The organism is Staphylococcus lugdunensis (assembly GCF_002901705.1).
GTDB classification, from domain to species: Bacteria; Bacillota; Bacilli; order Staphylococcales; family Staphylococcaceae; genus Staphylococcus; species Staphylococcus lugdunensis.
On record NZ_PPPV01000012.1, the window covers coordinates 1,181,510 to 1,206,072 of the forward strand.

The following is a 24,563-nucleotide window of genomic DNA, read 5'->3' on the forward strand; positions in this document are numbered from 1 at the left end:
GTTGCACAAAAAGTTATTTTGCAATATCTATACGATATAATTTAATATTTTTATCTTTTGGTGAATTTGATGCAAATTGATATGTTGTTTTACCATTTTCAATATAGCCAAAGTTACCACTTACGCTATTGTATTGCACGCGTGCAATCGCTTTGTTACCCACTAGGTGCTTAACATGCTTATATGTTGGGCCATCTGCTTTATTATAAGTCATAGAAATACGTGTAACATAACCATGGTCTTTTTGACCATTTGCAGTAACAACTAAAACACCTTTACTTGTGCGATACTCATAATAATGTTCTTTGCCACTTGGCTCTTTTGAATAGATAGGTGTGCCATATTTTTTAGTTACTTTATTAATAGATTCGCCTATATTAACATCTTCTAAATTTTTTTGTCCATGCGTTAATTGTTCTACAGTTTGAGAAGTATTTCCAGATGCAGCTTCAACATGATATATGCCTACGCCACTGATTACCAAGCCAGAAACTAATAATGATGCCATTAATTTTTTCATAAGCTTTCTCTCCTTCTATTGTTTCTATCTTTCATTTGCTCATTCATATTATACCCTACATATTACTAAAATAACACTACTATTACAAATATATTACAAAAATATGTATTTTGTAATATAATAAATATATAACCTGCCGTTTCTTTACTTACTATTGTTGAGGTATATGTGCTTTAATAAACGAACTAACCTGACTAATAAAGTGTTCTTGTTCTTCAATAAAAGGATACAAACTAGAAGCATTAAACACTTCAAACTGTGGTTGTCCTACTAAATCTGCAACTTCTTTTGCCTCTACACTTGTAACTTGCTCACCATGTTCTCCAGAGATAATGTATGTAGGTTGCGTTACTTGGTCAAATGACTGTGCAATTCCTGTTGTTTTAAATACTTCTTCAACCGCTTCTATCTCTTCTTTAGTGGAAATCGCATTTGTGTCTTCAATATGTTTTAAATATTTGTTTAAATGACGCGGTTTATAATATCTATGTTTATCTAAAAATTTCTCTTGTTTATTGTCTTCCCAATTTCTTATTTCATTAGCATACTTACGGAACAAACGTTCAGCAGGCAATTCACCCTCTATTAACGTCGGATTGACTAGCGTTAATGAAGAACAATATTCAGGATAGCGTACGGCTAAATCAGCTATAATGTTAGCTCCTAATTCGTGACCTATAAACGCTGCTTGCTCGATATATAAATAATCGAGCAATAAAATGATATCATCTGCAAATTCATTAAATTTAATGATTCTTGGCTTATCAGAATAACCATGCCCTCTCAAATCTATCAGCACAACTTGAAATGATTCTGCTAACTTCTTAGATAAATCTTTAAATATAGCTGCGTTATCATATGCCGTGTGTATTAATACTACAGGATAACCTTCACCTGCAGTATGATAATGAATCGTAATACCACCTTTTCTTGTAAATAACTCCATTTATTATTCTCCCTTCCCTGCTGATTGTTGAGGTAAAATGTCTAATATTTCTTCAATCGTTGTTATCGTGTAATCTACTTCTTCAGCTAATGGCTCAATTTCCGCATCTTCTTGTTTAAACCATACACTAACCATGCCCATCGCTCTTGCTGGTGCTACATCGTTTAGTGCATCATCACCTACATACATCATTTCATTTGGTGTAACTCCTAATTGAGCAATCATATCTTCAAATATTTTTGGGTGTGGCTTACGGTATCCTACCATTTCCGAGGTCGATAGATAATTAATTACATGTTCAATTCCTAGAGAGTGAAGTCTAAATTGTTTGATCTTTGACTTACCATTGGCAATCACACCAGTAAGATAATTTCGTTCTGTTAACTGTTCTAAAGTGTATAGCGTGTCGTAGTATGGAAAGACATAGCGATAAAAATGCATTTCAAAATCTCGAAATAAATCTTTCCATGTTAAACGATCAATATGAAATTGTTTAATAATTTCTTTATAGAGATTTGGTTTATCGTTGTCCTCATCATCATCTAATTCAATAAATGTCTTTTTAAAATCTGCTAATTGAACATGCACGAAGTAATCATGGAAACGTTCATATTGTTCTTCAATAAACTTATCTCTTGATTTCTTTCTATCTAATAAAGTGCCTTCTAAATCAAATACAACTGCTTTAATACCACTTAAATCCATGTTTGTCCCTCTTTATTATATAATTTGTATTATCGTAGCAAAGACTTATTGTCATCTTAAAAAACGTGCAGATTTTATCAACATTAAAAATAACACGGGGATCCCTATGATGGCTAAAATAATACTTGCCGGAATTTGAACTGGTGCAATAATAATTGCGCCTAGCCAATCGGTTATCACCATCATAGTCCCACCAATTATAATATTCAATATCATTTGAATATATAGTGAGTAACGATGATGTATCCTGCGACTTAATTGCGGAATAATCATACCTATAAAACCTATTATCCCTACATATGCTATTACAATAGCAGACATCATTGAGGCTATAATTAAAACATAGAAAGTAAGCGTGGTTACATTTAAACCTAATGATTGTCCTTTAAGATCTCCAACTTGTAGTAATTTTATTCTCGGTATCATAATAAATAAACATAGTAATAAAGGCAAACATACCACAAGCATTATCCAAGATTCATAAAATTCTGCCGTAGCAAAGCCTCCAAACATATAATTTGCTACATTATTAAGTTGTTTAGGCTTAATCAGTATTAAAATATAAAGTAATGCATTAAACAATGCACCAATCATTAAACCTGTAATAATTAATAATCGCATTGGTTGTTGTTTAGCCATCGTATAGACAATTGCTAGAACTAAGATAAGTGTTAACATGCTTGTACCAATGGAGAAGACAGGTATCCAGAGTACGCTGATACCAATAAATAGTGGTAACGCCGCACCAAATGTGGCACCACTTGCTAAGCCTAATGTGAAGCTATCTGCCAACGGATTATTTAATACAATTTGAAACAGTTGACCAGCTACAGTTAAAACAGCACCAGCTATTAACGCTTCAAGTACCCGTGGTATGCGCACCTTTAGCAATATCATTTGATTAAATTGATCTAATATTGAGCCTAAGTTCCATAACAGACTAGTGCCTATAACTAAACATAATAACACTAGCCAAAGACTTACTACCTGATATCCTTTCATTATCGTCACTCTTTATCTTTTTTATTAAAACCTCACTTGACCACAGTAAATAAGCTATATACTATAAGCAATAAATTAATATACAAAGCAAGCTATATTTTCCAAACATACTGTTTAATTATTAGTCTTACAGCAATAGCCCACACATTTTTACCAACTTTATTATCATTTATAGATGGCTTCTTTTAAATCCTTTAATCCCTCATCAATACGTGGACCAGGTCGTGAAACTTCGTCACCATTCACAACTTCAACTCTACCATTTTTCACTGCTTTCACTTGATTAAATCCACCTCGTTTTTTTACGATATCGTTGTATTCAGATTTTGAAATACCTTCTGTAGATATTAATATATCTGGATTCTTTTTAATAATAGCTTCTTTGCTAACAGCTTTCCAACCTTCAATTGAACTAAAGCTATTTCGTGCATGTAATATAGTTAACATATCGTTAAAAAATGTCTGCCGCCCTGCAGTATAAATGTCTGGTTTAGAGGACACTTCTAAAAACACCTCTTGTTGTCGTTGATGCTGCGGTATACTATCAACTACTTTTTTAATGTTTTGTTTTGTGTCTTGTATCAAAGCTTCTGCTTGCTGCTCGCGATGAGTTACCTTACCTAGTTGTTTAAATGTTTGATACATCTCATCGATAGATTGAGCATCTTTCACATAAATCACTTTGACACCATTTTTTTGTAGCGCTTTAAGTACTTTATCAGATGATGCTTTTTGTGATTCATGCGCAACAATTAAATCTGGTTTTGCTTTTAATAACGCCTCTTTATTTAGATTCATCGCATCAAATTGTTTTCTTCCTTTTTTAATATCTTTAGGATAATCATCCACAGTAGAAACGCCAATGAGTTGTTTCTTCAATCCTAATTCATATAATATTTCTGTATTGCTTGGCATCAATGACACTATTCGTTGATACGGTGTATGCGATTGTTTATCCGCATTTTGATGTTGACTACGTTGCGTTTTATCTGATTGACTACAACCACTTAATATAAGCAGTATCGATAGCAAAAGTATAACCCCATATTTTAACTTCATTATGTTACCACCTTTATATTTATTTCAATATTCATCATATCAAATTTATTAAGCTAATATTATGTGATTTTCAAAAATATTAAAAAAGCACAAAGACGATTTTCAATTTTTTAATCATCTTTGTGCGATTATGTTGGGATTTGTATCCTAGTCTCTACATTATAAACCTTTAAAAATTTTGCACTTATAATTTGTAGGTATATTAAAACTTGTATCTTATTACAGCCTAGTGCACTTCAGGTTCTGCACCATATTTATTAGGACCTTTATCACTTTCTAATAGACAGACAATAAGCGCATATAGCGCAGTCACAATAAATGTTATAGTATATACTAAACCAATGAATAGTCCAATATTTCCTGCCATTTCAAATAATGATTTATCGCTAGAATCATTTAACACAATCTTAAAAATATTCTCAATGATTGATAAGCCGTCAAATATTGCAATAATAAGCGGTGCAGCCATGGTGCGACCACAATCATGGAAACGACGAACTGAAATACTAAATAGTGGAAATAAAGCAACAATTTCAACAAGTGTTATCATTGAGTCTTTAATAGGACGTGATATAGGAAACACAATTGATAGGATAGCTATCAAAAAATAAGCCACAATCACTAGCCCCCACGTTATTAAGACAGACGGCCAAAATTCTTTGCGTCTTGTTCTTCCTTCAAGCTTAAATGTATTTAACCAAAATTTTTTGTAAAAACCCACAGCATGATCTCTCCTTATTTGTAATCAAACATTCTTTGTTTATACTTTACCACAGATTAAGATGCCTATTATCTTTTAAGCAATATAGGCACGAATTGCTTCAGAGATATAACAATTTAGGCCTTCTCTTCTATGTCGATTAATATAAGCACTAAAGCGTGTATCCTCTTCATAGAGTGTCGCCATATAGTTTAAAAATATAGTATCGCATTGGGGTACTTGTTGCAATATAATGTTTTTTAACTTAACAATATTAAGGTAAACTTCTGGTTGTGTAGCTGAAACTCCTTGTATTAAATATTCATTCATGCAATCAAAAAATTGATTCATGGGTACTTCAATACGTTCATCCCACTTTTTACAAGCGCTATTTTGTTGCACTTGCTGTATGCTATAGGACTGATAATAGTCTGTTTGCCCATACTTTATTTTTGCTTCTTTAGCATATTGCGCATGCAAACGTACATGATCATAATCAAGTTCATCTAATGCTTTCTGATGTGATGAAGTGAGATGGTGTTGTAAATCTTGTAATCGCTGTTCTAACTCATAATAACGTTTCAAAATTTGCTGGTAATGTGCTTCAAGCAACTTGTTTTTAGCTTCTATATCACTATGACAATACCTATGAATTTGTGACAAAGATAGTCCCATATTTTTCAAAAACTGTATTTCTTGTAACTTCTCAATATCTGATTCACTATAATAACGATAACCATTTTCCGCAATGATAGAGGGGATGAGCAACCCTATCTCATGATAGTAACGTAATGTTCTAGTACTACTTCCCGTAATATGCGCAACTTCATTAGGTAAAAATGTGTAATGCAAACAACTCACCCCTTTAATATTTTTCATTCATGCATACTTATCTACTACTATAAACAATAACGTTACGTTAATGTCTATATTATTGTTCAAAATATTCATCTAAAAAGTTGTACTTTTTACTATTTGAACTATTGAAATAATTTTTACCAAAATTATCTAATAATGCATGAAACTCATTCGCATCTTGATTTGTAAAATTTACTGGTAATGTGATATGCTGCTTTAATTTATCATAGCTAGCTGTTTGTTGATAGCCTAATTTATGATATAAACGCCGTGTATAACTGTCAGGAATAAATTCAACACCATTGAATATATAAACCATTAAGACATCCGCTGTTTCCGAGCCAATCCCTTTAATTGCTAACAGTTCATCTCTCAATCGCTTATCAAATAAATGTGCAATGTGTTCATAGTCAAAGTGATACATATGTAACCAACTGAACAATTCATGTAGTGCCTTAGCTTTATTTCTATAAAATCCACTAGGACGAATTATACGCTGCAACGTTTCTAACGATAAAGATAAAATACTTTGCGGTTGAAATTGTGTTGCCTCTTTAAGACGAAGCAATGCCATATGTGCATTGTTCCATGCTGTATTTTGAACTAATATCGCACCTGCTATCATTTCTTCTGGAGTTTCTGCAGGCCACCACGCTTGTGGGCCCATCTCTTCGAATAATTTTTTATAAAGTTGCTCAGTTGTTAGCGTTGGCACATTATCACTCCCATTCATAAGATAAAAATACCCTCATAAACAACAGGCTATGAGGGTACTTTAATTCATTTATTTTACATAGACTCAGGTGCTGACACGCCTACTAAAGTTAAGGCATTATGCAATGTAATTCTTACCGCTTCAATAAGTGCAACAAGTGCTTTTGTCTTTTCTTGATGATCTGTCAAAACCTTTTCAGCATTATAAAATTTATGGAATGCTGCAGCTAAGTCTTGAATATAATTTGTTAAACGATGAGGTGCACGGTGCTCGGCAGCATTGTCAATAACTTGTTCAAATTCAGCAACCTTTTTCAATAAGTCAATCGCTTTGTCATTCGTGATCAATGAAAAATCAACATCTGTAGTGATGTCTATTCCTTGCGCTCTTGCTTGTTTCAAGATAGAACAAATACGCGCATGAGCATATTGTGCATAGTAAATTGGGTTGTCTTGTGATTGTTCTTTTGCAAGTTCCATGTCGAAGTCAAAATGTGAATCTGGACTACGCATGGTTAGGAAGTAACGCGCCGCATCTACGCCTACCTCGTCCATAATTTCACGTAAAGTAATGGCATTTCCAGTACGTTTACTCATTTTTACTTCTTCGCCATTTTGCATTAGACGAACCATTTGCATGATTTGTATTTCTAAACGATCGCTATTTACGCCAAATGTTTCTAAGCTTGCTTTAATACGATTAATATAACCGTGATGATCTGCACCCATTAAATCAATTAAGATATCATTACCTCGATTAATTTTGTCATAATGATAAGCAGTATCAGGTGTGAAATAAGTATACGAGCCATCACTTTTGATTAAAACACGGTCTTTATCATCTTTAAAATCAGACGTGCGTAACCATGTAGCACCATCTTTTTCGTACGTATAACCGTTTTCTTTCATACGTGCCAATGTGTTTTCAATAGCACCATTGTCATATAACGTTGTTTCACTAAACCAACTATCAAAGTGCGCATTGAAATCAGCCAAATCTCTCTTCAGCTTTACCATTTCGTATTCAACACCTAATTGTCTAAATGTTTTTAAACGGTCATGGTCAGAGTAATCTTTAATTTCCGGATGTTTCTGCGCTAAGTCTTTACCAATTTCAATAATGTCTTTGCCGTTATACCCATCTTCCGGCATTTTATGACTCGTATCACCTAATGCTTCAAAGAATCTTGTTTCAATAGAACGCGCTAAATTCGTGATTTGATTACCGGCGTCATTAATATAATATTCTCGTGTTACATCATATCCTGCAGCAATTAATATATTGGCTAGTGAATCGCCTACTGCTGCGTTTCGAGCATGACCAATATGTAAGTCCCCGGTAGGATTGGCAGATACATATTCTAATAAAATACGTTTGTTTTTAGGCTCACTTGCATAACCATAATGCGCTCCCTTAGAAATGGCTTCAGGAATGATTGCCGTCAAATAATGATTATCTAAATAAAAATTTATAAAGCCTGGTCCTGCGATGTCTACTTGTTTTACATGTGCTTTCGTTGTATCAAGATGATCTACAATGGCTTGAGCAATTTCGCGTGGATTCCGCTTTGCTAATTTAGTTAAGACCATCGCAATGTTGGTAGAATAGTCACCATTTTTACTATCTTTAGGAATTTCGATTTTTATTTCTGGTATTGATTGATCTTGAATGAGTTTAGCTGATTTTATGCTCGTTTTAATTTCATTAATTAATGTCTGCTTTACTTGTTCGATAATATTCATTCGCTTATCTCCTTATAGTTTATTTCATACTGGTACGTGCCCATTTTTTCATCTTCTTGATACAACTCATAATGTATCTTCAATTTGCCACCCGACTTGTTGACAAAATGCAGGATACTCAATGTTTTAACCGTTAAAGTGAGTCGTCCTGCTGAAATATCGTACAAAGTCGTTGTTGTTTTACCTTCAACAAAATGGAGGTTCATATTAATATCGCTTTTGCGAATGAGCTTGACCCCTTGTTGGTCTATTTTAATCGTTACATTTACATTAGCATCTTCTATATTTTCTTCATATCGAATGAATTCGGACTGACGCTGTTGCCATACACCAATCGTTGTCATATCAAATTGTTGCTTATCGCCATTTTGCTTTAAGACTTGCTTTGTATTAATCTTTACAGTCTTAGTCAAAAGTTACTCACCTTAATCTCTAAATAATTACACCACATTATAGCATAAATACTATAGCGCTTGTAGTCGTCAATATACTAAAAATATGGACTTATCGACATATTAAATATCTTATCATTAAAATTAATCTTGCTTTAAAAAACTTTGCTATTGAACTACATGGACCAATATCAGAAATACAATATGCATTCGTTAATCATATTCAAAATAGCGATATAGTCAGCATGAGTATGCCGATAAATATGCATCATTCTATGACAATTATTCCCCTTATGAAACTGGACATATCGCTAAGCTCATCATCAACTGCTTCTTTTTTAAAATTATATTGCTTTAACTACTTAAATCGTTAAAAAGCTGAAACAACTCTTGCATAAGTTGCTCCAGCTTTTGCTTTGCTTCTTCATTTTAATCTATCATATACTGTAATTTGCCATCTGCGTCACAATATTTATCTATTCTTTCTAAAAATATCTGCTTCTGATTCAAGTTCTACTATGTCATAATTATATTTATCTACCAACATTTTATACTTATAGAAATAGATGATGCCAAAACAAAGCGTTGTTACAAACAATAATAGTTTAGTCATTTGTTGTCCTCTCATTCTATAAATCAATTCACTTACAAAAATTATACCATTTATTAAGTTGATTACAATATTAATTGATTAATAGACTGTGCTACATTAACATAGAGCAACCTTTTCAAATATATGTATCGCTCTGGTTATTACATAGCGTTTAAGCATCTTGTAATATGTTTATATATAGCAGCTTAGAGTTAATCTATGCTTGATACAACATAGGTTTTTTGACATTTCAAATAAATCATTAACGGTGATTTTAGACAAATTTCCCATTTTTAAAAATGACACGTTCTTTTTGACCATCTATAAAATAATTAAAGTTTTCTGTTTGGAAATCACTTAATAGCACTTTGGAAGTACCATATTTCATACGTTCATTTTCAGTTGTAATAATCATTTTGCGATATAGCCAACCTTCTTTTAACGTGATATCCTTCACTGCAGTGTAATCTAATAGCATAGCTTCTCTCGTTTCAAATGTGTTAAATGCCACAATGATAGCGGCAAACAATTCTTCACCAAGATAATAGACTGTCAAATCGTCACGATGATGTTGACCAACTAACATTCTCCCTTTTTTAAATTCTTTATCTGGAAAATTTATTTCTAAAAAATCTATAAGTTCTTGTTCTCTTAATTTCATCTGCATAACGTCATCTCTCCCATATAATTATTAATTTTATTATATATAAAATTTCAGTATTTGTATATTTTATCACTATGCGCTGAACAGAAATAATTCATATTTTGTTTTAAAATTAATTCATTTAAATGGGAAAATCACGTTAAACATTATTATTCAATCTTACTATATTGCTCATCATCGACGGGTTCTAACCATTCGTTAGAGCTATTTTCTGCTGGAACTTCAATCGCTAAATGTGTAAACCAGCTATCTTTTGTAGCACCATGCCAATGTTTGACTTCTGCTGGTATATGAACCACATCACCTTTCGTTAACTTACGTGCAGGTTCTCCCCAGGCTTGATAATAACCTTCACCTGCTGTTACAAGTAAGATTTGTCCACCTTTATGATGGATATGCCAGTTATTTCTACAACCAGGTTCAAATGTTACATTACCAATAGTTATGCCTTCTGTAGACAACATATTAAGATAACTATCCCCAATAAAATATTCTTTAAATGCGTCATTTTTTTCACCCATTTCAAAAACTGTATCAATATTTTTGTTAGTCATTTTTATCACACTTTCCTAAATTTGTTTCTTTAACCAATGAAAACATATAGAAGCTGGAACAGTAACAAAATGTCCCAGCTTGATGTATAGCTATAATGATGTTGTATCGTTCAAATTAAAACTTAATAACCATACGACCAGTGATTTTACCTTGTTCCATTTCTTCAAAGATATCATTAATATCCTCTAAGTCACGTGTTTTAACTTTAGGAACAACTTTACCTTCTGCAGCAAATTGGAAAGCTTCTTTTAAGTCTTGACGTGTTCCTACTAAAGAACCGACGACTTCAATACCATCTAACACAAGACGTGGTATATCTAAATCCATTTTGTCTACAGGTAAACCAACAGCAACAACACGTGCACCAGCTTTAACAACATCAACTGCTTGGTTAAAAGGTGTCTTCGCTACTGCAGTAATCACTGTGGCATCTAAACCTTTATTATTGGTTAGTTGATTAACGATTTCAGTTGCATCTTGATTTTTAGTGTTCACGACTGCATCGGCACCTAATTCTTTGGCAAAATTCAACTTATCATCACTAATATCAAATGCAACGACTTTAGCATTAAACACATTCTTAGCATATTGAATTGCTAAATTACCTAAACCACCGATACCAAATATTCCAATCCATTGTCCAGGTTTAATTTTGCTCACTTTAACCGCTTTATATGTTGTAACACCAGCACAAGTAATTGATGAAGCTGCGGCAGGATCTAAGTCATCAGGCACTTTAACGGCATAATTTGCATTTACAATAACCTCTTCTGCCATTGCATCATCGACCGTATAACCTGCATTTTGGACATCACGACATAATGTTTCACGTCCAGAAGTACAATATTCACAACGTCCACAAGCTGCGTACATCCAAGCGATTGACACACGATCGCCGACTTTTAATGCGGTAACATCATCGGCAACTTCAATCACTTTTCCGATTCCTTCATGACCTAGTATTCTACCTGTAACATCACCAAAATCCGCATTTTTCACATGTAAATCAGTATGACAAACACCACAAAATTCTGTCTTAACAAGTGCTTCTCCAGGTTTCAAAGAACGTAAAGTTTTATCTTCTAAACTTACTTTATGATCTTGCGTAACAACAGCTGCTTTCATGATTACTCCACTCCTATCATTCGTTGTAATACAACACTATTATAGTTTAATTATACCATGCAAAAGCTTACTATCGTTAGCAATAACCTAGCTCACAATGTTTTTCATTAAATTATATTTTAAGCATAAAATATATAAAGCATCCGGGATAACAATGTCTTTGACAAGTTAAACAAGCATGTAAGACAGCATTCATATTCCCACGCAGGCAAGCTTGACTAAGATTGAAAAAACTCAGTTTAAGCGTATTTTCTATCCAGTCAACTACTGCCAATATATTGTTACGAACCTAAAATAAATGAGGCGTTATCTCTCAGGCGCTTCTTTATTCTTTGTTATATTACCTACCACTTAAGACCAAACCAAGTGCTTTTAAATACGACGTATTGAGCATAAAAGAAGCACAAAGACGATTTTTAATTTTTAATCATCTTTGTGCGATTATGCTGGGATTTATGTCCCAACCTGATATCTATATCCAAGACTTTACAAGTTTAGTGGTAAACGTGTTGTCTTTATATTTAAATAATATAAGCTTGTATAGCTCAATCTTATTCAAATGCTAAATGTAGCTCAGAGCTCGAATTATTCCACATTTCACTATTATGTGATTGTAAAAATTTCTTGAGTACCTGTTTGTTATTGTCACCAATATGATCTATGATAACATGATGTTTCATTGATTTATCCATCATATTAACATGTTCAGGCATGCTTTTATAACCACGGCGAATGGACTTATTAACGAGCAAGTAACATGCAGTAACGCCTGCATAGTATGGACCTTGTTCACTACGTTCAGTCGTCACCCAACAAAGCCAATATTCCTTTGCATCGTCACCTTCTACTGTTTCTTTATCAGTTATCCATTTCACACCTTTTTCTACTTGAGCTCGTGCATGCATACCTCCAATATCAATAAAAGCTTCTTGGTTGGCAACATCAATAAATACAGGTGCAATATTATCTAAGCTAATTGAGCCAATATTTGTACCTTTATGGCCATCTAAAGGGTCATTTTTAATAATATTAAACTTAAATCCTTTATTCTCTGCCAATCATGACACCTCCATATAAATCAAAAAGTATCTATTTGAACTTTAACTATTATCTATTCTACGCATCAGCTAATGTTACTGAATGGTTATATCAATCATTAATTTAACTCATTGAGTAAATTAATAATTGAACCTTTAACTTCAAGGTCAGCAATATTAAGGATGCGCTCCTTAGGATAGTATAATTTATAATCTTCACGATTAATACCTGTAATACTGGAAATTACTAATGATTGACTACTAATTTCTCGAATATGACCATTTTTTCGTAGCAAATGAATCGGTTGACGGTTAGATCCTGGTCTATCATAATCGTAGGGTAAATCTGAAAAAGCTTCACTAACAAAATAATACGTTGGATCTATGCCAGCTTGAATAAATAATTCTTGTAATTCCGTAATTGTTATAATAGAACCATCAAAAGGAATGTACTTAAACAAATCCCTATTGATAAACCGTCGCGATAAATCGCTTAATATTGCATCATCTTCTTTAATCCAATTTTTAAGATAATAAAGAACAACGGCTTCGTCTAAATCAATATATTGTTCTATGGTCATTGTTCCTTCAAAAAACGGTACAAAGTCATGTGGATGCATTTTAAATATATAGCCTTCTTGATATAAGTGTTTCGCTCGTTTCAAACAATTATTAAGCAATACTTCTCCTCCACGACTAACTGGGTGAAAATAGATTTGCCAATACATTTGGTAACGACTCATAATAAAATTCTCAACAGCATGCATACCACTTTCTTTAATTAGTACTTCATCCTTAGAAGGTCGCATTAATCTCAATATCCGTTCCATATCAAACGTGCCATAAGATACGCCTGTAAAATAAGCATCACGTTGTAAATAATCCATTCTATCTGCATCAATTTGTGATGAAATCATTGAAATCACGAGCTTATTATTATGCGTCTTATTAATAACATCTGCAACTTCTTGTGGGAAGGTATCCGAAACGCGACTTAACACTTCGTTTACTTCTGTATCTCCAACAATAATTGCTTGAGTAAAGGCTTCATGATCAGTATTGAAAATTTTTTCAAAGCTATGTGAAAATGGTCCATGTCCTAAATCATGGAGTAGCGCAGCACATAAAGCGAGTGGTCTGTCACTGTTATCCCACGCTTCACGCCCGTTAAATGACTCATCAATAAGACGTCTGACGATTTCATAAACACCTAAAGAATGACCGAAACGACTATGTTCGGCTGTATGAAAAGATAAATACAACGTTCCAAGTTGTTTAATACGTCGTAAGCGTTGAAATTCCTTCGTTTTGATTAAGTCCCAAATCAGTTGATCTTTGACATGTATATATCTGTGTATAGGGTCTTTAAACACCTTTTCTTCTGCTAACTTTTTTGTCGCGTATGATGATAAATTCAAAGTTATCCTCCTTTTGAGGCTTGAAATATCATGAATCATGTTGCTGTCTGCTGTGCAAAACGAAGCTATTTTATTTCCTTTTTCATTAAAGCTAAATCCATATGTTCGCCATACATTTCTGGCTGATACGAACGCACGATTTCAAAGCCATGATTTTGATAATATTCAATACCTTTAGCATTTTTATTGTCTACTTCTAAATATACTGTATCGTACTGACCTTTAAATGTTTCTATACCTTTATTTAATAAACTTGTGCCGTATCCTTTATGCTGTGCTTCAGGATGCACATAATGGGCAGATAAAAATAGTTCTTTACCATAAATAAAGTTGGCAAATCCTACAATAATCCCTTCTTCTTCAGCAACTAAAAATAATTGTTCTTTTAAACGTTTCGCTAAATGTTGCTCATTATAAGAAGCTGCCAATAGTTCGTTGACTGTTGATGCAGCATAAATTGCTAAATACGTGTTATACCAAGCTTTTGTAGCAACATCTCGAATGGCTACTGCATCTTGCTCAGTCGCTTTTCTAACTCTATACATGCCTGTCTCTCCTGACCGTTAATGAAGTAATAATAGTTGCATTATATCACATTTTGAGTTATTCATATCATTATTATAGATATGAGACTTAAGCCATTAACTTTTTAGAAATGTTACCCTAGAATATCTCTTTAAAATTTAAAAATCACGCATTTAAAAGATAGCTTATCATCCAACTTGCTAGCTTATATCTTATTACTAAATGCTTGATTCCATTCTGTTGCTCTATCTAATGCTAGTTTATCTTTCATAATATCTCCGGGACGTTCGGCTGTACCAATAATGTATCCTGATAACTCTGCTTTTACAAAATCTAAACTATATTTCATTTGTGTAATACATGGTTTAGCTTTTACTTTAGGTACATCTCCACCTACTAAAATCAAACGAAAATCAATTTGGGACATACGCATTTTAAAATCTTTGTATTGTGGATCTATAAGTGTTTCTGACCAATGATCGATAAATGCCTTTAATGAAGCTGAAACACTATACCAATATACGGGTGATGCAAAAATAACCACATCACTTGCTAACACTTGGTCAATAAGTGCTTTATAATCATCATAATAAGAAGTGATTTCTCCCTTATCATGTCTAGCATCTCTAACTGGATTTAGCTGATATGTTGTCAAATCTATCCAGTTATATTCAAGTCCTTGTAATGCATATTTTGTTAATTGTGCCGTATTACCATCAGGACGACTTCCTCCAAATAACACTGTAATCATCATACTCATTCTCCTTTAATTCATAATATCATTATTATTTATGATGCCAATCTTGACATTGTTCTTAATACCCATTCTTCTTACTTTCAAGTTCTATAAATACACATTAACATACTCAATATAAAAAAAGACTTCTGACACTTATATAAACGTTATCAGAAATCTTTTTACTTATTATTAAGACATTATTTTTCTATTGGAAATAATTGTTCAATCGTCTCAATATCTTTGTCCGTCAATGTAAGCTGTGCTGCTGCAATATTTTCTTTAACCTGTTCAACTCGTTTAGCTCCAGGTATAACGACATCCAAGGCTGGTCTTGTTAAATAAAAGGCTAATACAATATTAGCTATTGATGTTTGATGCGCTTCCGCAATTGGTTTTAAAGCATTGACACGGCGGACATTATCTTTAAATGTTTCAGGTTGAAAATCCCGACGTGGAGCTCGGTGATCGTCAAATGTCATATCTTCTGTGTATTTGCCAGCTAAAATGCCTGAAGCTAGCGGAAAATATGGAATAAATGTAATATTATTTTCAGCCGCATAAGCCATAATATCCTCATTTTCACGATGCAATAAATTATACTCTAATTGCACAACGTCGACATAACCATCTTTGTTGGCTTCTTTAAGTTGTTCTAAAGTAAAGTTAGACACGCCAATCGCCCTAATCTTTCCTGCTTCTTTCAATTCTTGCAATGCAGCAACAGCTTGATCTTTAGGCGTTGATTCATCCGGAAAATGTATATAATATAAATCAATATAATCTACTTGTAAACGCGCAAGACTCTCTTCTACTTGTGACTTTAAAAATGCCGGTTCATTATTATGATAAACTTTACCGTCTTCATTTATGACATGAGATCCCTTGGTTGCCACTTGAACTTGCTCTCTTGGATATTCTTTAAGTACTTGACCTACAAGTTCTTCGGAACGTTTAGGTCCGTAAATGAAAGCTGTATCAATTAATGTAATACCATTATCAATTGCTTCACGTACAACTTGTTTACCTTGTTCTTCATCTAAATTAGGATATAGATTGTGTCCACCAACTGCATTGGCACCTAACGCAATAGGGTAAACATCAACATTTGATTTGCCTAATTGTACTTTAGTGGTCAAAACAATACACTCCTTTAACTTTATCTATTTATTATTATTTACCCACATCATGTAAAAACATTCCATACTTCTGCTCAATAAGACTAATAAGTTGACACATTGCTTAACATTTTATTTAATGTAACTATAATAGTTACATTAAGGTGGTGACATGATGAACTTAGAATTTAACATTGCTGTACATGTCTTATGTTTTTTAGCAAAGCATAAAGATAAGCATTATAGTAGTACTGAATTAGCAGAATTGACGTGTTTAAATCCAGTACAACTCAGACGTGTAATGTCACAATTAAACAATAGTAATTATATACAAACAATTCGTGGTAAACATGGAGGATATCAAGCTAATCAACATACGGCTGCTATCACCCTAGCAGAACTTTATTCACAATTTGTTCTCGATAAAACACACACACAACGCTTATTCACAGGCAGTATCGACAGTGATTGTATCATTTCAAATCAAATTGCCACTACCATGTCACACTATCGCGAACAAGAACAGCAACTGATTTTAAATTTTTATCGTGATAAGACAATCGATGATGTGATTGAAGATATAATAAAGGAGGCATAATGTTATGACACATTATGATTTATTAATTATAGGTTTTGGAAAAGCAGGAAAAACGCTTGCAAAATTTGCTGCGAATCAAGGGCAACGTGTCGCAGTAGTTGAACAATCTGCAAACATGTATGGCGGTACATGTATCAACATTGGTTGTATTCCTACAAAGACACTCATTCATGATGGACTTCATAACCGTTCATTTGCTGATGCTTTTGCAAGAAAAAATGAAGTCGTATCAGCATTAAATAAGAAAAATTATGGAAATTTAGCAAATGATACGCATATTGATGTTTTGGACTATAAAGCTACGTTCAAATCTAATACTGAAGTTAATTTAATTAATGCTCAAGGACAAGTTGAGCGTACCATTAGTGCAACAGATATTGTTATTAACACAGGTGCAAAAGCGCGTATTCCGAATATTAAAGGTGTAGATCGTGCCACGCGATTATATGACTCTACTGGCATTCAAAATCTCGCTACGCAACCTCAACAGTTAGTCATTGTTGGCGGTGGATACATCGCACTTGAATTTGCTTCACTATTCGCTAACTTAGGAACACATGTCTCTGTGCTTGAATCTAGTCAAACACTCATCCCAAATGAAGATCGTGAAATTGCTGAACTTATCATCCATGATTTAGAAAATAAAGGCGTCGAGATTCATACCGATGTTGAAACATTTGAATTTATTGATAGTAATGATCATACAATAGTGAAAACATCTCAAGGAGATTTTGTAGCTGATGCCGTTCTTCTAGCTACTGGCCGTATTCCGAATACAGATTTAACCCTTGAAAATACAGATATTGAATTAGAAGAACATGGTGCTATCAAAGTGAATCCACATCTACAAACTACAGTACCGCATATATATGCTGCTGGAGATGTAAAGGGTGGACTACAATTTACGTATATTTCTCTAGATGACTTTAGAATATTGAAAGCTAAACTATTTGGTAATAAGGATAGAACAACAGAAAATCGTGGACAAATTCCTTATACCGTATTTATTGATCCGCCACTATCTCGAGTTGGTTTAACTGCTGCTCAAGCAGAGGCACGTCATTATAACTATTTGGAAAACAAGCTAGCCGTTAATAACATTCCTCGTCATAAAATTAATAATGATCCTCGCGGCTTGTTTAAAGTAGTCATTAATAAGGACACAAATGAAATTTTAGGCGCAACGTTATACGGTAAGGAATCTGAAGAAATGATTAACCTTATTAAATTAGCTATGGATCAACACATACCTTATCAAGTATTAAGAGATAATATTTATACTCATCCAACAATGACAGAAGCATTCAATGATTTATTTAATTTATAATAAAAACAGACTGGAACATAAATCCCAGAAAAATGGCACTCAGATGAATTGAATTCAACTCAATCTGAGTGCTGATTTTTTATTCAATACTACGTATTAACATGTAATTTCACCTTTAAATGCTTAAAAAATAAGGCAGTTTCGTATCATTTAATAAATACTACTAAACTAAATGAACGAGGTGCCTTATGTATAATAATGATAACATGACGCAACATACGTTATTAATAGAAGCTTCAGTTTTAATCACTTCAAATTATATTGTAAAAATCATACCGAAGAAAAGATTTTAACATTACAATTTTAATACTTTGTATTTATGTTCCAAATTGTTTATTTTGCAGCTTTGCGTTGTTCTAATTTTTCTTTTAGTTTTCGATCTTGCTCTTCTTTACGTCGTTTACGTTCTTCATTACGTTTTCTCAAGCGTTCTTCTTCTTCAGGGTTACGTGGTTTTTTTAATTGTTTTACCACTTTCTCCATCAATTCGTCTTCTGTCAATGCTGCTAACGGTCTATTATTAACAAATGCAAAGGTTTTTCGTCGGCCTGGGCCACAATATGACTGGCATCCAATCTCAATCTCTGCATCTGGATCAAGTTTTTCTAATTTTTTCTTTAGCGACTTCATATTAACTGCCTGACATTCATCACAAATTAAAAATTTGTTTTTCATTGTGTCACCCACCTTTACTTCGCATTCATATTTAACTCTATTTATTTTACTCTATTGAGAGAAAATTTCAAGCTGTTCTCTTTAGACACATCATCACATTATTACATTATATTTCAAAAAGAAAAACAACCTCTTCATTAAATTCAAAAGGTTGTCACATCTGATTTACTGTCCATGATATATTTTGAAAGGTAACGGTTTAATGCCATCATGCGCCCATGCTTCATATATTTTGTGTTTATCAACGTTCGTATCAATAATCGCTATGCCGCAATCGCCGCCACCTGCACCAGACGTTTTAGCTGCGCCACCATGGGCTTCTGCAATATCACATAACCGTTTTAATTTATTTGTTTCGATATCTACAGATGCTGCATCATCCATTTTACGTATCACTTTACGATTTTGGCGAATCATTTTCTGAACACCTTTAATATTATTCATCTTAAAGGCATTGATTAATTGTTCAACACACAAATGTGATTGCTCAATAAAATCACCGTAAAATGCTGGATCTGATTTTAAACGTTTCACTTCACTAACTAAATGTGGTGAAGATGCTGGAGATCCTGTCCATCCGATAATAACTTCCATATTTTCAGGTGCTTGTAAAGGCTCAATATGCAAGCCAGGCCAGTTCTTTTCTAGAACATCACTTACATGGCCTTCTTCCATTTGTTGCTTCACCCAATCATGATCAAAGGTACTATAGGCTAACCAACCACTGTAAACACTAACAGCTATATCACCACAAGAACTTAAACTTTGTAATTTCATATTTGCAATAACAGCTAATTTATAGATATATAAATTAGATAACTGCATATCATAAAATTTATTGAGTGCTTTAACTACAGATACTAATACTGCAGCACTTGAACCTAAACCATATTTCTGACCTGATTCATCTGCAAGATTACTATCAATAGTTAAATGAAAATGCTCAAGCTTAATATCACAGCTTCTAGCATATTGCTCAAAAACTTCAATTGCAGTGACAACATATTTCAACTGTTTCGCTGCATGTGTATCAGAAATTTCAATTTGATTATCATTACGATTATATGATACTGGATCATGATGCAGCGTTTTAGAATGAATAGTTCCAACAACTTCATTAGAAGCTTTAATTGTAGCTGTGACAAAACGATTCACTGCAATCAAAACGGATTTATAACCCGGTTCAGTAACGGCATATTCACCTGCAATATAAAGTTTTCCGGGAGCTTTCACACGAATCATTTTATCTCTTCCTTACTTAATAATTTCGACGCCTGATGAAATGATGTCACTCGACATAATCTGTGATGTTTCAAATGTTTCTTCAAAAGCTGATTGAACAGCTTGTAGATTTTTCTTTTCAACAATGACTTTGACATTGGGCCCTGCATCCATAGTGAAGTAACAGGGAATACCATTTTCACGACATTGGTGAACAATTTCCATAGCCAAATAGCTTTCTGGTACTAAATAGGTAAAAGGTGGCTGCGCCCCTAAATTTGTTGCATGCATACGTAATCCATTAGCTTCAATTGTTTCACCAAACCGTTGAAAATCTTTGGTTTTGATCGCTGCTTTTGCATCTGCTAAATCTTGCTCTACATAATCTAACCAATATTGATAAAAACGCGATGTTTCTTTAGTCAGCGACATGCCCGCTCGACTAGAAACTTTTTTAGATTGTTTGTTAATAACAATAAAGATCATGGCCAAATCCTTTTCCCAATCTTTGGCATCGATTTGTTCAGCATATGATGTTAAGTCATCATAGCCTTTATGCCATTCAACAAATCCACCAAAAATACTGCGACTTGCCGAACCAGAACCACGACGTGCCAATCTCGATAAATCTTTATCTGTCATTTGTAATTCTAAGGCTTCATTACAAGCGGCGGCCAAAGCAGCATAAGCACTTGCAGATGAGGCTAAACCGGCAGCTGTTGGCACATGATTTGTACTTTCAATAAGGGCATGCATTGTTATTCCCGCTTTGGCTCTAACAATATCCATAAAACGTTGAATTTTTTGGTTTTCTGTCGCGCTAACATGTTCACCATTTAAAATAAGCTGATCTGAATTATAACTATGATTAAATGTCACTTGTGTTTCAGTATAAAAACGTTCTAACGTAACAGATAAACTATTATTCATTGGGATGATTAATGCTTCATCTTTTTTTCCCCAATATTTTATAACAGCAATATTTGTATGTGCGCGTGCTTTGCCACTTTTTACCAACGCCCTAACCTCCTAAATATTCAATCCAAGTATGCTCAGCCCCAGCCTTTTCTGCAGCTGATACTACACGTTTCGCGGTATTCAGGTCTTCTGCTAAAATCAGCATGCTTCCACCACGACCCCCACCAGTTAATTTACCAGCAACTGCACCATTTTGTTGCGCCGTCTTCAAAAATAGTTCTATTTTGTCATGACTCACTGTTAATGTTCTTAAGTCTTCTTGACATTGATTAAATATCTCAGCTAATTGTTGAAAACTATGGTGTTCAATTGCATCGCTTGCTTGATGTACTAACTGACCTATATGCGTTATTTTATCCATATAATAAGCATCATTATTACATAAACGATGAACGTCCTCGACTGCTTGTTTCGTTGATCCTTTCACACCAGTATCAATAACAACCATATAGCCATCCAATTGTAAAGTTTTTAAATGTTCAACTTTACCTTGCTGATACCATACCGGTTTATTACTAATAATCGTTTGTGTGTCAATGCCACTTGGCTTACCATGGGCAATACGTTCAGCCCAATTGGCATAGGTTAAAAGGTCGTCATCAGATAAAGGAATACCTAAATAGTCATAGCTTGCTCTAACAAATGCAACTGCAACAGCAGCACTTGAACCTAATCCACGTGATGGGGGCAAATTGGCTTTAATTTTAACCAATAGTGGATCTTCTATGTGATGTTTATCCACAAAACGGGTAACGATGGACTTTAAATGTTCTGGCGCATCATATAAAGGCCCATCATAGACATCACTTTGAATCGCAGAGTAATTTCCTTTTTCTAAGCTTTCTATTAAAATTTTAACCTTTCCAGCGTTAAACGGAATCGCAATGGCTGGTTGTCCAAATGTTACTGCATGTTCACCTATTAAGATAATCTTACCAGTCGATTCACCATATCCTCGTCGCGTCATGTTAGCTCACCTTTAGTCTTTTTTCTATTTACTTATTTGCAATTAAAAAACGCGAAGCTCGAAATCTTCACATTCTATCTTTTGCTTTATTCAACTTATTATTTTATCGAACTTTGTCACGTTTCCGCTACAATTATGTCATAAAACTTTGTTTTTATAGTAGACTAATACCACAAAAATGTAAAATAACAATTATCATTCGTTGCACAACACTTAAATAGTATATAGCGATTGTATTTTTGTTTCAAAAATTTAACTTACTCTACCTTAAATCTTGATTTTATAAACATTTATAGTCTTAATTTCATATTCTTTATTTTCTACCTAACCCATCATACTACAATTTCAATTTAAATGTGCACGTTATTTGTATCAAAATTAAAAAACATCCTAAATCATTGTAGATAATCATACAATGATTCAGGATGCTCACATCTTAGTGCTATAACAATCGTGACATTTTATCGTTGCGCTCCACTATTTTATCAAAATGTCCTTCATATCGTTGCCATTCATCTTCTGTAATGGCATCCATGTTTAGCTTGCCGCCTAAATCTTGAATCGCATGTAATAATTGGAACATAACATCTTGTACTTTAATATCACGTTCTAACAACGTTTCTAGTGATGCCATACATTGGGGTTCGATGTCTGGATATTTAAATTTTGTTGTTTCTCCTTTAAGTGCCTGTTGGTAAAAATGGCGCATCATCTCAGCACGCTTTGACCCAGAGCCTTCCACGCACAAATAAATTTGTACGGCAATGCCACCTCGGACACGTCGTTGCGAAATACCGGCAAACTTTTTATCATTAATGCTTAAATCAAACTTTCCAGGACAATAAGAACGTTCAATTTCATGTGTTTCAATTTCAACATCATCGTCTTCAAACATTTTACAAATTAATAAATACATCACTGAGAAAGCTTCATCAATTGTTGTTTCTGTCTGTCCTTTAAAAATTAAAGATATATTCAGTATGCCTTGATCTAATACAACTCCTAAACCGCCAGAGTTGCGCACAATCGCATTATAACCAACTTCATCAGTTAAATAGCGAATACCATCCTTGAGATAAGGTAAACGTGAATCATGAATACCTAATATAACAGTATGTTGATGAATCCAAGTTCTTACAACATTACATGATAAATCTTTACCCACGCTCTCTGAAAACGTATCATCAAATGCAAATGATTGCATTGGCGCAAGTCCATTCGTATGGTCTATATAGCGCCAATCCACACCATTAAAATATTTACTACTTAGTTCCATTATTGTAATGTTTGAGCAGCAGTAATAATTGATAAATTATACACGTCTTCGATTGAGCAGCCACGTGATAAATCATTTACTGGAGAATTAAGTCCTTGCAATACTGGACCAACCGCATCAAATCCACCTAAACGTTGTGCGATTTTATAGCCAATGTTTCCTGCTTCTAAACTTGGGAATACAAAGACATTTGCATCACCTTGGATTTTAGCGCCTGGCGCTTTTTTCTCAGCCACTGCAGGTACGATGGCAGCATCAAATTGGAATTCTCCATCAATAATGACATTTTCTAAATGATCTGCTGAAACTTTTTCTTGTGCTAATTGAACGGCATTAGCCACTTTTTCAACATCATCAGATTTTGCTGAACCTTTAGTAGAAAAGCTTAACATTGCCACACGAGGATCCATACCAAAGCTTTGAGCAGATTTAGCACTTTCTACAGCAACTTCTGCTAAGCCCTGTGCATCTAATTCTGGGTTGATTGCGCAATCACCAAAGATATATTGTTTGTCGTCTTTAATCATAAAGAAGATACCTGATGTTCTTGAAACACCTGGTTTTGTTTTAATAATTTGTAATGCAGGACGCACTGTATCTCCTGTTGAATGTGCGGCACCACTTACTAAACCATCTGCTTTACCAGCATATACAAGCATCGTTCCGAAATAGTTAACATTGTTTAGTAATTCTTTAGCTTGTTCTTCTGTCGCTTTCCCTTTACGACGTTCTACAAATGATGACACTAGTTCTGGTTTTAGTTCGCTTGTTGTAGGATTGATAACTTCAATACCAGTAAGATCCAATCCTTTGTCTTGTGCTAAAGCATTAACTTTAGCTTCGTCACCTAATACGATAGGCGTTACATAGTCTGTTGCTTGTAATTGCGTTGCAGCTGTTAAAACACGTTCGTCTTCACCTTCAGGTAGTACGATTCTGACATTTTTTCCTGAAAGTTTACTTTGTAATACATCTAATAAAGACATAGTACCCTCCTATTTGTTATACATAATAATATTTGCACTCTTAATTATACTTGATTTATCATGAGAATTCCATTTCACTAATTTGTAATCTTTTATTTAGAATAAGCAACCAAACTTATGCTAAAA

The 24,563-nt window shown here is 33.7% G+C and carries 27 protein-coding genes; 2 read left to right on the top strand and 25 right to left on the bottom strand.

The features are described from left to right. Nucleotides 1-13: 13 nt before the first annotated feature. The 19 genes from CD041_RS06365 to CD041_RS06450 all read right to left on the bottom strand — a co-directional run bounded on the left by CD041_RS06365 (nt 14) and on the right by CD041_RS06450 (nt 16,430). The gene (locus CD041_RS06365; RefSeq protein ID WP_002459857.1) at nt 14-520 is read right to left on the bottom strand and encodes an SA0570 family protein; all 507 of its coding nucleotides are present in this window, start codon (nt 518-520) and stop codon (nt 14-16) included. A 151-nt stretch (nt 521-671) separates the two neighbouring features. Continuing rightward, entirely contained in the window at nt 672-1,466 is a 795-nt protein-coding gene (locus tag CD041_RS06370; RefSeq protein WP_002492978.1) for an alpha/beta fold hydrolase, read from the bottom strand. Nucleotides 1,467-1,469: 3 nt separating this feature from the next. Then, complete coding sequence (locus CD041_RS06375; protein WP_002459859.1) at nt 1,470-2,171, bottom strand: HAD family hydrolase; 702 nt, start codon at nt 2,169-2,171, stop codon at nt 1,470-1,472. 51 nt (nt 2,172-2,222) lie between these two features. Continuing rightward, the gene (locus tag CD041_RS06380) at nt 2,223-3,173 is read right to left on the bottom strand and encodes a FecCD family ABC transporter permease (RefSeq protein WP_002459860.1); all 951 of its coding nucleotides are present in this window, start codon (nt 3,171-3,173) and stop codon (nt 2,223-2,225) included. 165 nt (nt 3,174-3,338) lie between these two features. Next, nucleotides 3,339-4,232, bottom strand: coding sequence for an ABC transporter substrate-binding protein (locus tag CD041_RS06385; protein WP_002493019.1), 894 nt, complete (start codon nt 4,230-4,232; stop codon nt 3,339-3,341). Between the two features lie 226 nt (nt 4,233-4,458). Further along, nucleotides 4,459-4,953, bottom strand: coding sequence for a DUF805 domain-containing protein (locus CD041_RS06390; RefSeq protein WP_002459862.1), 495 nt, complete (start codon nt 4,951-4,953; stop codon nt 4,459-4,461). A gap of 75 nt (nt 4,954-5,028) precedes the next feature. Continuing rightward, nucleotides 5,029-5,793: a MerR family transcriptional regulator gene (locus CD041_RS06395; RefSeq protein WP_225306497.1), complete on the bottom strand. Its 765-nt coding sequence runs from the start codon at nt 5,791-5,793 to the stop codon at nt 5,029-5,031. Nucleotides 5,794-5,863: 70 nt separating this feature from the next. Beyond that, nucleotides 5,864-6,523 carry an endonuclease III domain-containing protein gene (locus CD041_RS06400; RefSeq protein WP_037540831.1) on the bottom strand — a complete coding sequence of 220 codons (660 nt, stop codon included), beginning with the start codon at nt 6,521-6,523 and terminating at the stop codon, nt 5,864-5,866. A 56-nt stretch (nt 6,524-6,579) separates the two neighbouring features. Continuing rightward, nucleotides 6,580-8,247, bottom strand: a complete 1,668-nt coding sequence (gene argS / locus CD041_RS06405) for an arginine--tRNA ligase (protein ID WP_070647824.1) — start codon at nt 8,245-8,247, stop codon at nt 6,580-6,582. Beyond that, a complete protein-coding gene (locus CD041_RS06410) occupies nt 8,244-8,660 on the bottom strand; it encodes a YwiB family protein (RefSeq protein ID WP_080606634.1) in 417 nt (138 codons plus the stop codon). Before CD041_RS06410 ends, argS begins: the two co-directional genes overlap by 4 nt. Before the next feature lie 451 nt (nt 8,661-9,111). Beyond that, a complete protein-coding gene (locus tag CD041_RS12150) occupies nt 9,112-9,252 on the bottom strand; it encodes a hypothetical protein (RefSeq protein WP_002479420.1) in 141 nt (46 codons plus the stop codon). 253 nt (nt 9,253-9,505) lie between these two features. Then, complete coding sequence (locus tag CD041_RS06415; RefSeq protein ID WP_002459868.1) at nt 9,506-9,898, bottom strand: hypothetical protein; 393 nt, start codon at nt 9,896-9,898, stop codon at nt 9,506-9,508. Between the two features lie 146 nt (nt 9,899-10,044). Beyond that, nucleotides 10,045-10,449, bottom strand: a complete 405-nt coding sequence (locus tag CD041_RS06420; RefSeq protein ID WP_002459869.1) for a cupin domain-containing protein — start codon at nt 10,447-10,449, stop codon at nt 10,045-10,047. A gap of 115 nt (nt 10,450-10,564) precedes the next feature. Continuing rightward, on the bottom strand, nt 10,565-11,575 hold the full coding sequence (gene adhP / locus CD041_RS06425) for an alcohol dehydrogenase AdhP (protein WP_070647823.1): 1,011 nt from the start codon (nt 11,573-11,575) through the stop codon (nt 10,565-10,567). Between the two features lie 551 nt (nt 11,576-12,126). Then, the gene (locus tag CD041_RS06430) at nt 12,127-12,633 is read right to left on the bottom strand and encodes a YwhD family protein (RefSeq protein WP_002479423.1); all 507 of its coding nucleotides are present in this window, start codon (nt 12,631-12,633) and stop codon (nt 12,127-12,129) included. A 98-nt stretch (nt 12,634-12,731) separates the two neighbouring features. Further along, the gene (locus CD041_RS06435; RefSeq protein ID WP_002459872.1) at nt 12,732-14,069 is read right to left on the bottom strand and encodes an HD domain-containing protein; all 1,338 of its coding nucleotides are present in this window, start codon (nt 14,067-14,069) and stop codon (nt 12,732-12,734) included. A 26-nt stretch (nt 14,070-14,095) separates the two neighbouring features. Further along, nucleotides 14,096-14,575, bottom strand: coding sequence for a GNAT family N-acetyltransferase (locus CD041_RS06440; RefSeq protein WP_002459873.1), 480 nt, complete (start codon nt 14,573-14,575; stop codon nt 14,096-14,098). Between the two features lie 185 nt (nt 14,576-14,760). Next, nucleotides 14,761-15,306, bottom strand: a complete 546-nt coding sequence (locus CD041_RS06445) for a flavodoxin family protein (protein WP_070647969.1) — start codon at nt 15,304-15,306, stop codon at nt 14,761-14,763. Between the two features lie 185 nt (nt 15,307-15,491). Beyond that, a complete protein-coding gene (locus CD041_RS06450) occupies nt 15,492-16,430 on the bottom strand; it encodes an aldo/keto reductase (RefSeq protein ID WP_002459875.1) in 939 nt (312 codons plus the stop codon). Nucleotides 16,431-16,584: 154 nt separating this feature from the next. On the opposite strand from CD041_RS06450, the gene hypR reads away from it, so the two are divergent. Together hypR and merA are read left to right on the top strand one after the other, a co-directional pair. Then, entirely contained in the window at nt 16,585-17,007 is a 423-nt protein-coding gene (hypR, locus tag CD041_RS06455) for a redox-sensitive transcriptional regulator HypR (protein ID WP_002459876.1), read from the top strand. Between the two features lie 4 nt (nt 17,008-17,011). Continuing rightward, nucleotides 17,012-18,334, top strand: coding sequence for a hypothiocyanous acid reductase MerA (gene merA, locus CD041_RS06460; RefSeq protein WP_002479426.1), 1,323 nt, complete (start codon nt 17,012-17,014; stop codon nt 18,332-18,334). A gap of 333 nt (nt 18,335-18,667) precedes the next feature. Here the strand turns inward: merA and CD041_RS06465 are convergent, their stop codons facing one another. The 6 genes from CD041_RS06465 to pta form a co-directional block, all read right to left on the bottom strand. Then, nucleotides 18,668-19,009, bottom strand: a complete 342-nt coding sequence (locus CD041_RS06465) for a YuzB family protein (RefSeq protein WP_002479428.1) — start codon at nt 19,007-19,009, stop codon at nt 18,668-18,670. A 165-nt stretch (nt 19,010-19,174) separates the two neighbouring features. After that, complete coding sequence (locus CD041_RS06470; RefSeq protein WP_002459879.1) at nt 19,175-20,251, bottom strand: phosphomevalonate kinase; 1,077 nt, start codon at nt 20,249-20,251, stop codon at nt 19,175-19,177. Between the two features lie 12 nt (nt 20,252-20,263). After that, complete coding sequence (mvaD, locus tag CD041_RS06475; RefSeq protein ID WP_002459880.1) at nt 20,264-21,247, bottom strand: diphosphomevalonate decarboxylase; 984 nt, start codon at nt 21,245-21,247, stop codon at nt 20,264-20,266. Nucleotides 21,248-21,251: 4 nt separating this feature from the next. Next, nucleotides 21,252-22,175 (bottom strand): mevalonate kinase, encoded by a 924-nt coding sequence (gene mvk, locus CD041_RS06480; protein WP_002479429.1) that lies wholly within the window; start codon nt 22,173-22,175, stop codon nt 21,252-21,254. Nucleotides 22,176-22,617: 442 nt separating this feature from the next. Then, the gene (locus CD041_RS06485; protein WP_002479430.1) at nt 22,618-23,451 is read right to left on the bottom strand and encodes a lipoate--protein ligase family protein; all 834 of its coding nucleotides are present in this window, start codon (nt 23,449-23,451) and stop codon (nt 22,618-22,620) included. After that, the gene (gene pta / locus CD041_RS06490; RefSeq protein WP_002459883.1) at nt 23,451-24,437 is read right to left on the bottom strand and encodes a phosphate acetyltransferase; all 987 of its coding nucleotides are present in this window, start codon (nt 24,435-24,437) and stop codon (nt 23,451-23,453) included. The genes CD041_RS06485 and pta overlap by 1 nt, the downstream gene beginning before the upstream one ends. Nucleotides 24,438-24,563: the final 126 nt, after the last annotated feature.

Coding starts and splice junctions, on each gene's coding strand:
- CD041_RS06365 (WP_002459857.1), bottom strand. CDS start 520: ATGAAAAAATTAATGGCATCATTATTAGTTTCTGGCTTGGTAATCAGT.
- CD041_RS06370 (WP_002492978.1), bottom strand. CDS start 1,466: ATGGAGTTATTTACAAGAAAAGGTGGTATTACGATTCATTATCATACT.
- CD041_RS06375 (WP_002459859.1), bottom strand. CDS start 2,171: ATGGATTTAAGTGGTATTAAAGCAGTTGTATTTGATTTAGAAGGCACT.
- CD041_RS06380 (WP_002459860.1), bottom strand. CDS start 3,173: ATGAAAGGATATCAGGTAGTAAGTCTTTGGCTAGTGTTATTATGTTTA.
- CD041_RS06385 (WP_002493019.1), bottom strand. CDS start 4,232: ATGAAGTTAAAATATGGGGTTATACTTTTGCTATCGATACTGCTTATA.
- CD041_RS06400 (WP_037540831.1), bottom strand. CDS start 6,523: ATGAATGGGAGTGATAATGTGCCAACGCTAACAACTGAGCAACTTTAT.
- argS (WP_070647824.1), bottom strand. CDS start 8,247: ATGAATATTATCGAACAAGTAAAGCAGACATTAATTAATGAAATTAAA.
- CD041_RS12150 (WP_002479420.1), bottom strand. CDS start 9,252: ATGACTAAACTATTATTGTTTGTAACAACGCTTTGTTTTGGCATCATC.
- CD041_RS06415 (WP_002459868.1), bottom strand. CDS start 9,898: ATGCAGATGAAATTAAGAGAACAAGAACTTATAGATTTTTTAGAAATA.
- CD041_RS06420 (WP_002459869.1), bottom strand. CDS start 10,449: ATGACTAACAAAAATATTGATACAGTTTTTGAAATGGGTGAAAAAAAT.
- adhP (WP_070647823.1), bottom strand. CDS start 11,575: ATGAAAGCAGCTGTTGTTACGCAAGATCATAAAGTAAGTTTAGAAGAT.
- CD041_RS06435 (WP_002459872.1), bottom strand. CDS start 14,069: ATGATTCATGATATTTCAAGCCTCAAAAGGAGGATAACTTTGAATTTA.
- CD041_RS06440 (WP_002459873.1), bottom strand. CDS start 14,575: ATGTATAGAGTTAGAAAAGCGACTGAGCAAGATGCAGTAGCCATTCGA.
- CD041_RS06445 (WP_070647969.1), bottom strand. CDS start 15,306: ATGATTACAGTGTTATTTGGAGGAAGTCGTCCTGATGGTAATACGGCA.
- hypR (WP_002459876.1), top strand. CDS start 16,585: ATGAACTTAGAATTTAACATTGCTGTACATGTCTTATGTTTTTTAGCA.
- merA (WP_002479426.1), top strand. CDS start 17,012: ATGACACATTATGATTTATTAATTATAGGTTTTGGAAAAGCAGGAAAA.
- CD041_RS06465 (WP_002479428.1), bottom strand. CDS start 19,009: ATGAAAAACAAATTTTTAATTTGTGATGAATGTCAGGCAGTTAATATG.
- CD041_RS06470 (WP_002459879.1), bottom strand. CDS start 20,251: ATGATTCGTGTGAAAGCTCCCGGAAAACTTTATATTGCAGGTGAATAT.
- mvk (WP_002479429.1), bottom strand. CDS start 22,175: ATGACGCGACGAGGATATGGTGAATCGACTGGTAAGATTATCTTAATA.
- CD041_RS06485 (WP_002479430.1), bottom strand. CDS start 23,451: ATGGAACTAAGTAGTAAATATTTTAATGGTGTGGATTGGCGCTATATA.
- pta (WP_002459883.1), bottom strand. CDS start 24,437: ATGTCTTTATTAGATGTATTACAAAGTAAACTTTCAGGAAAAAATGTC.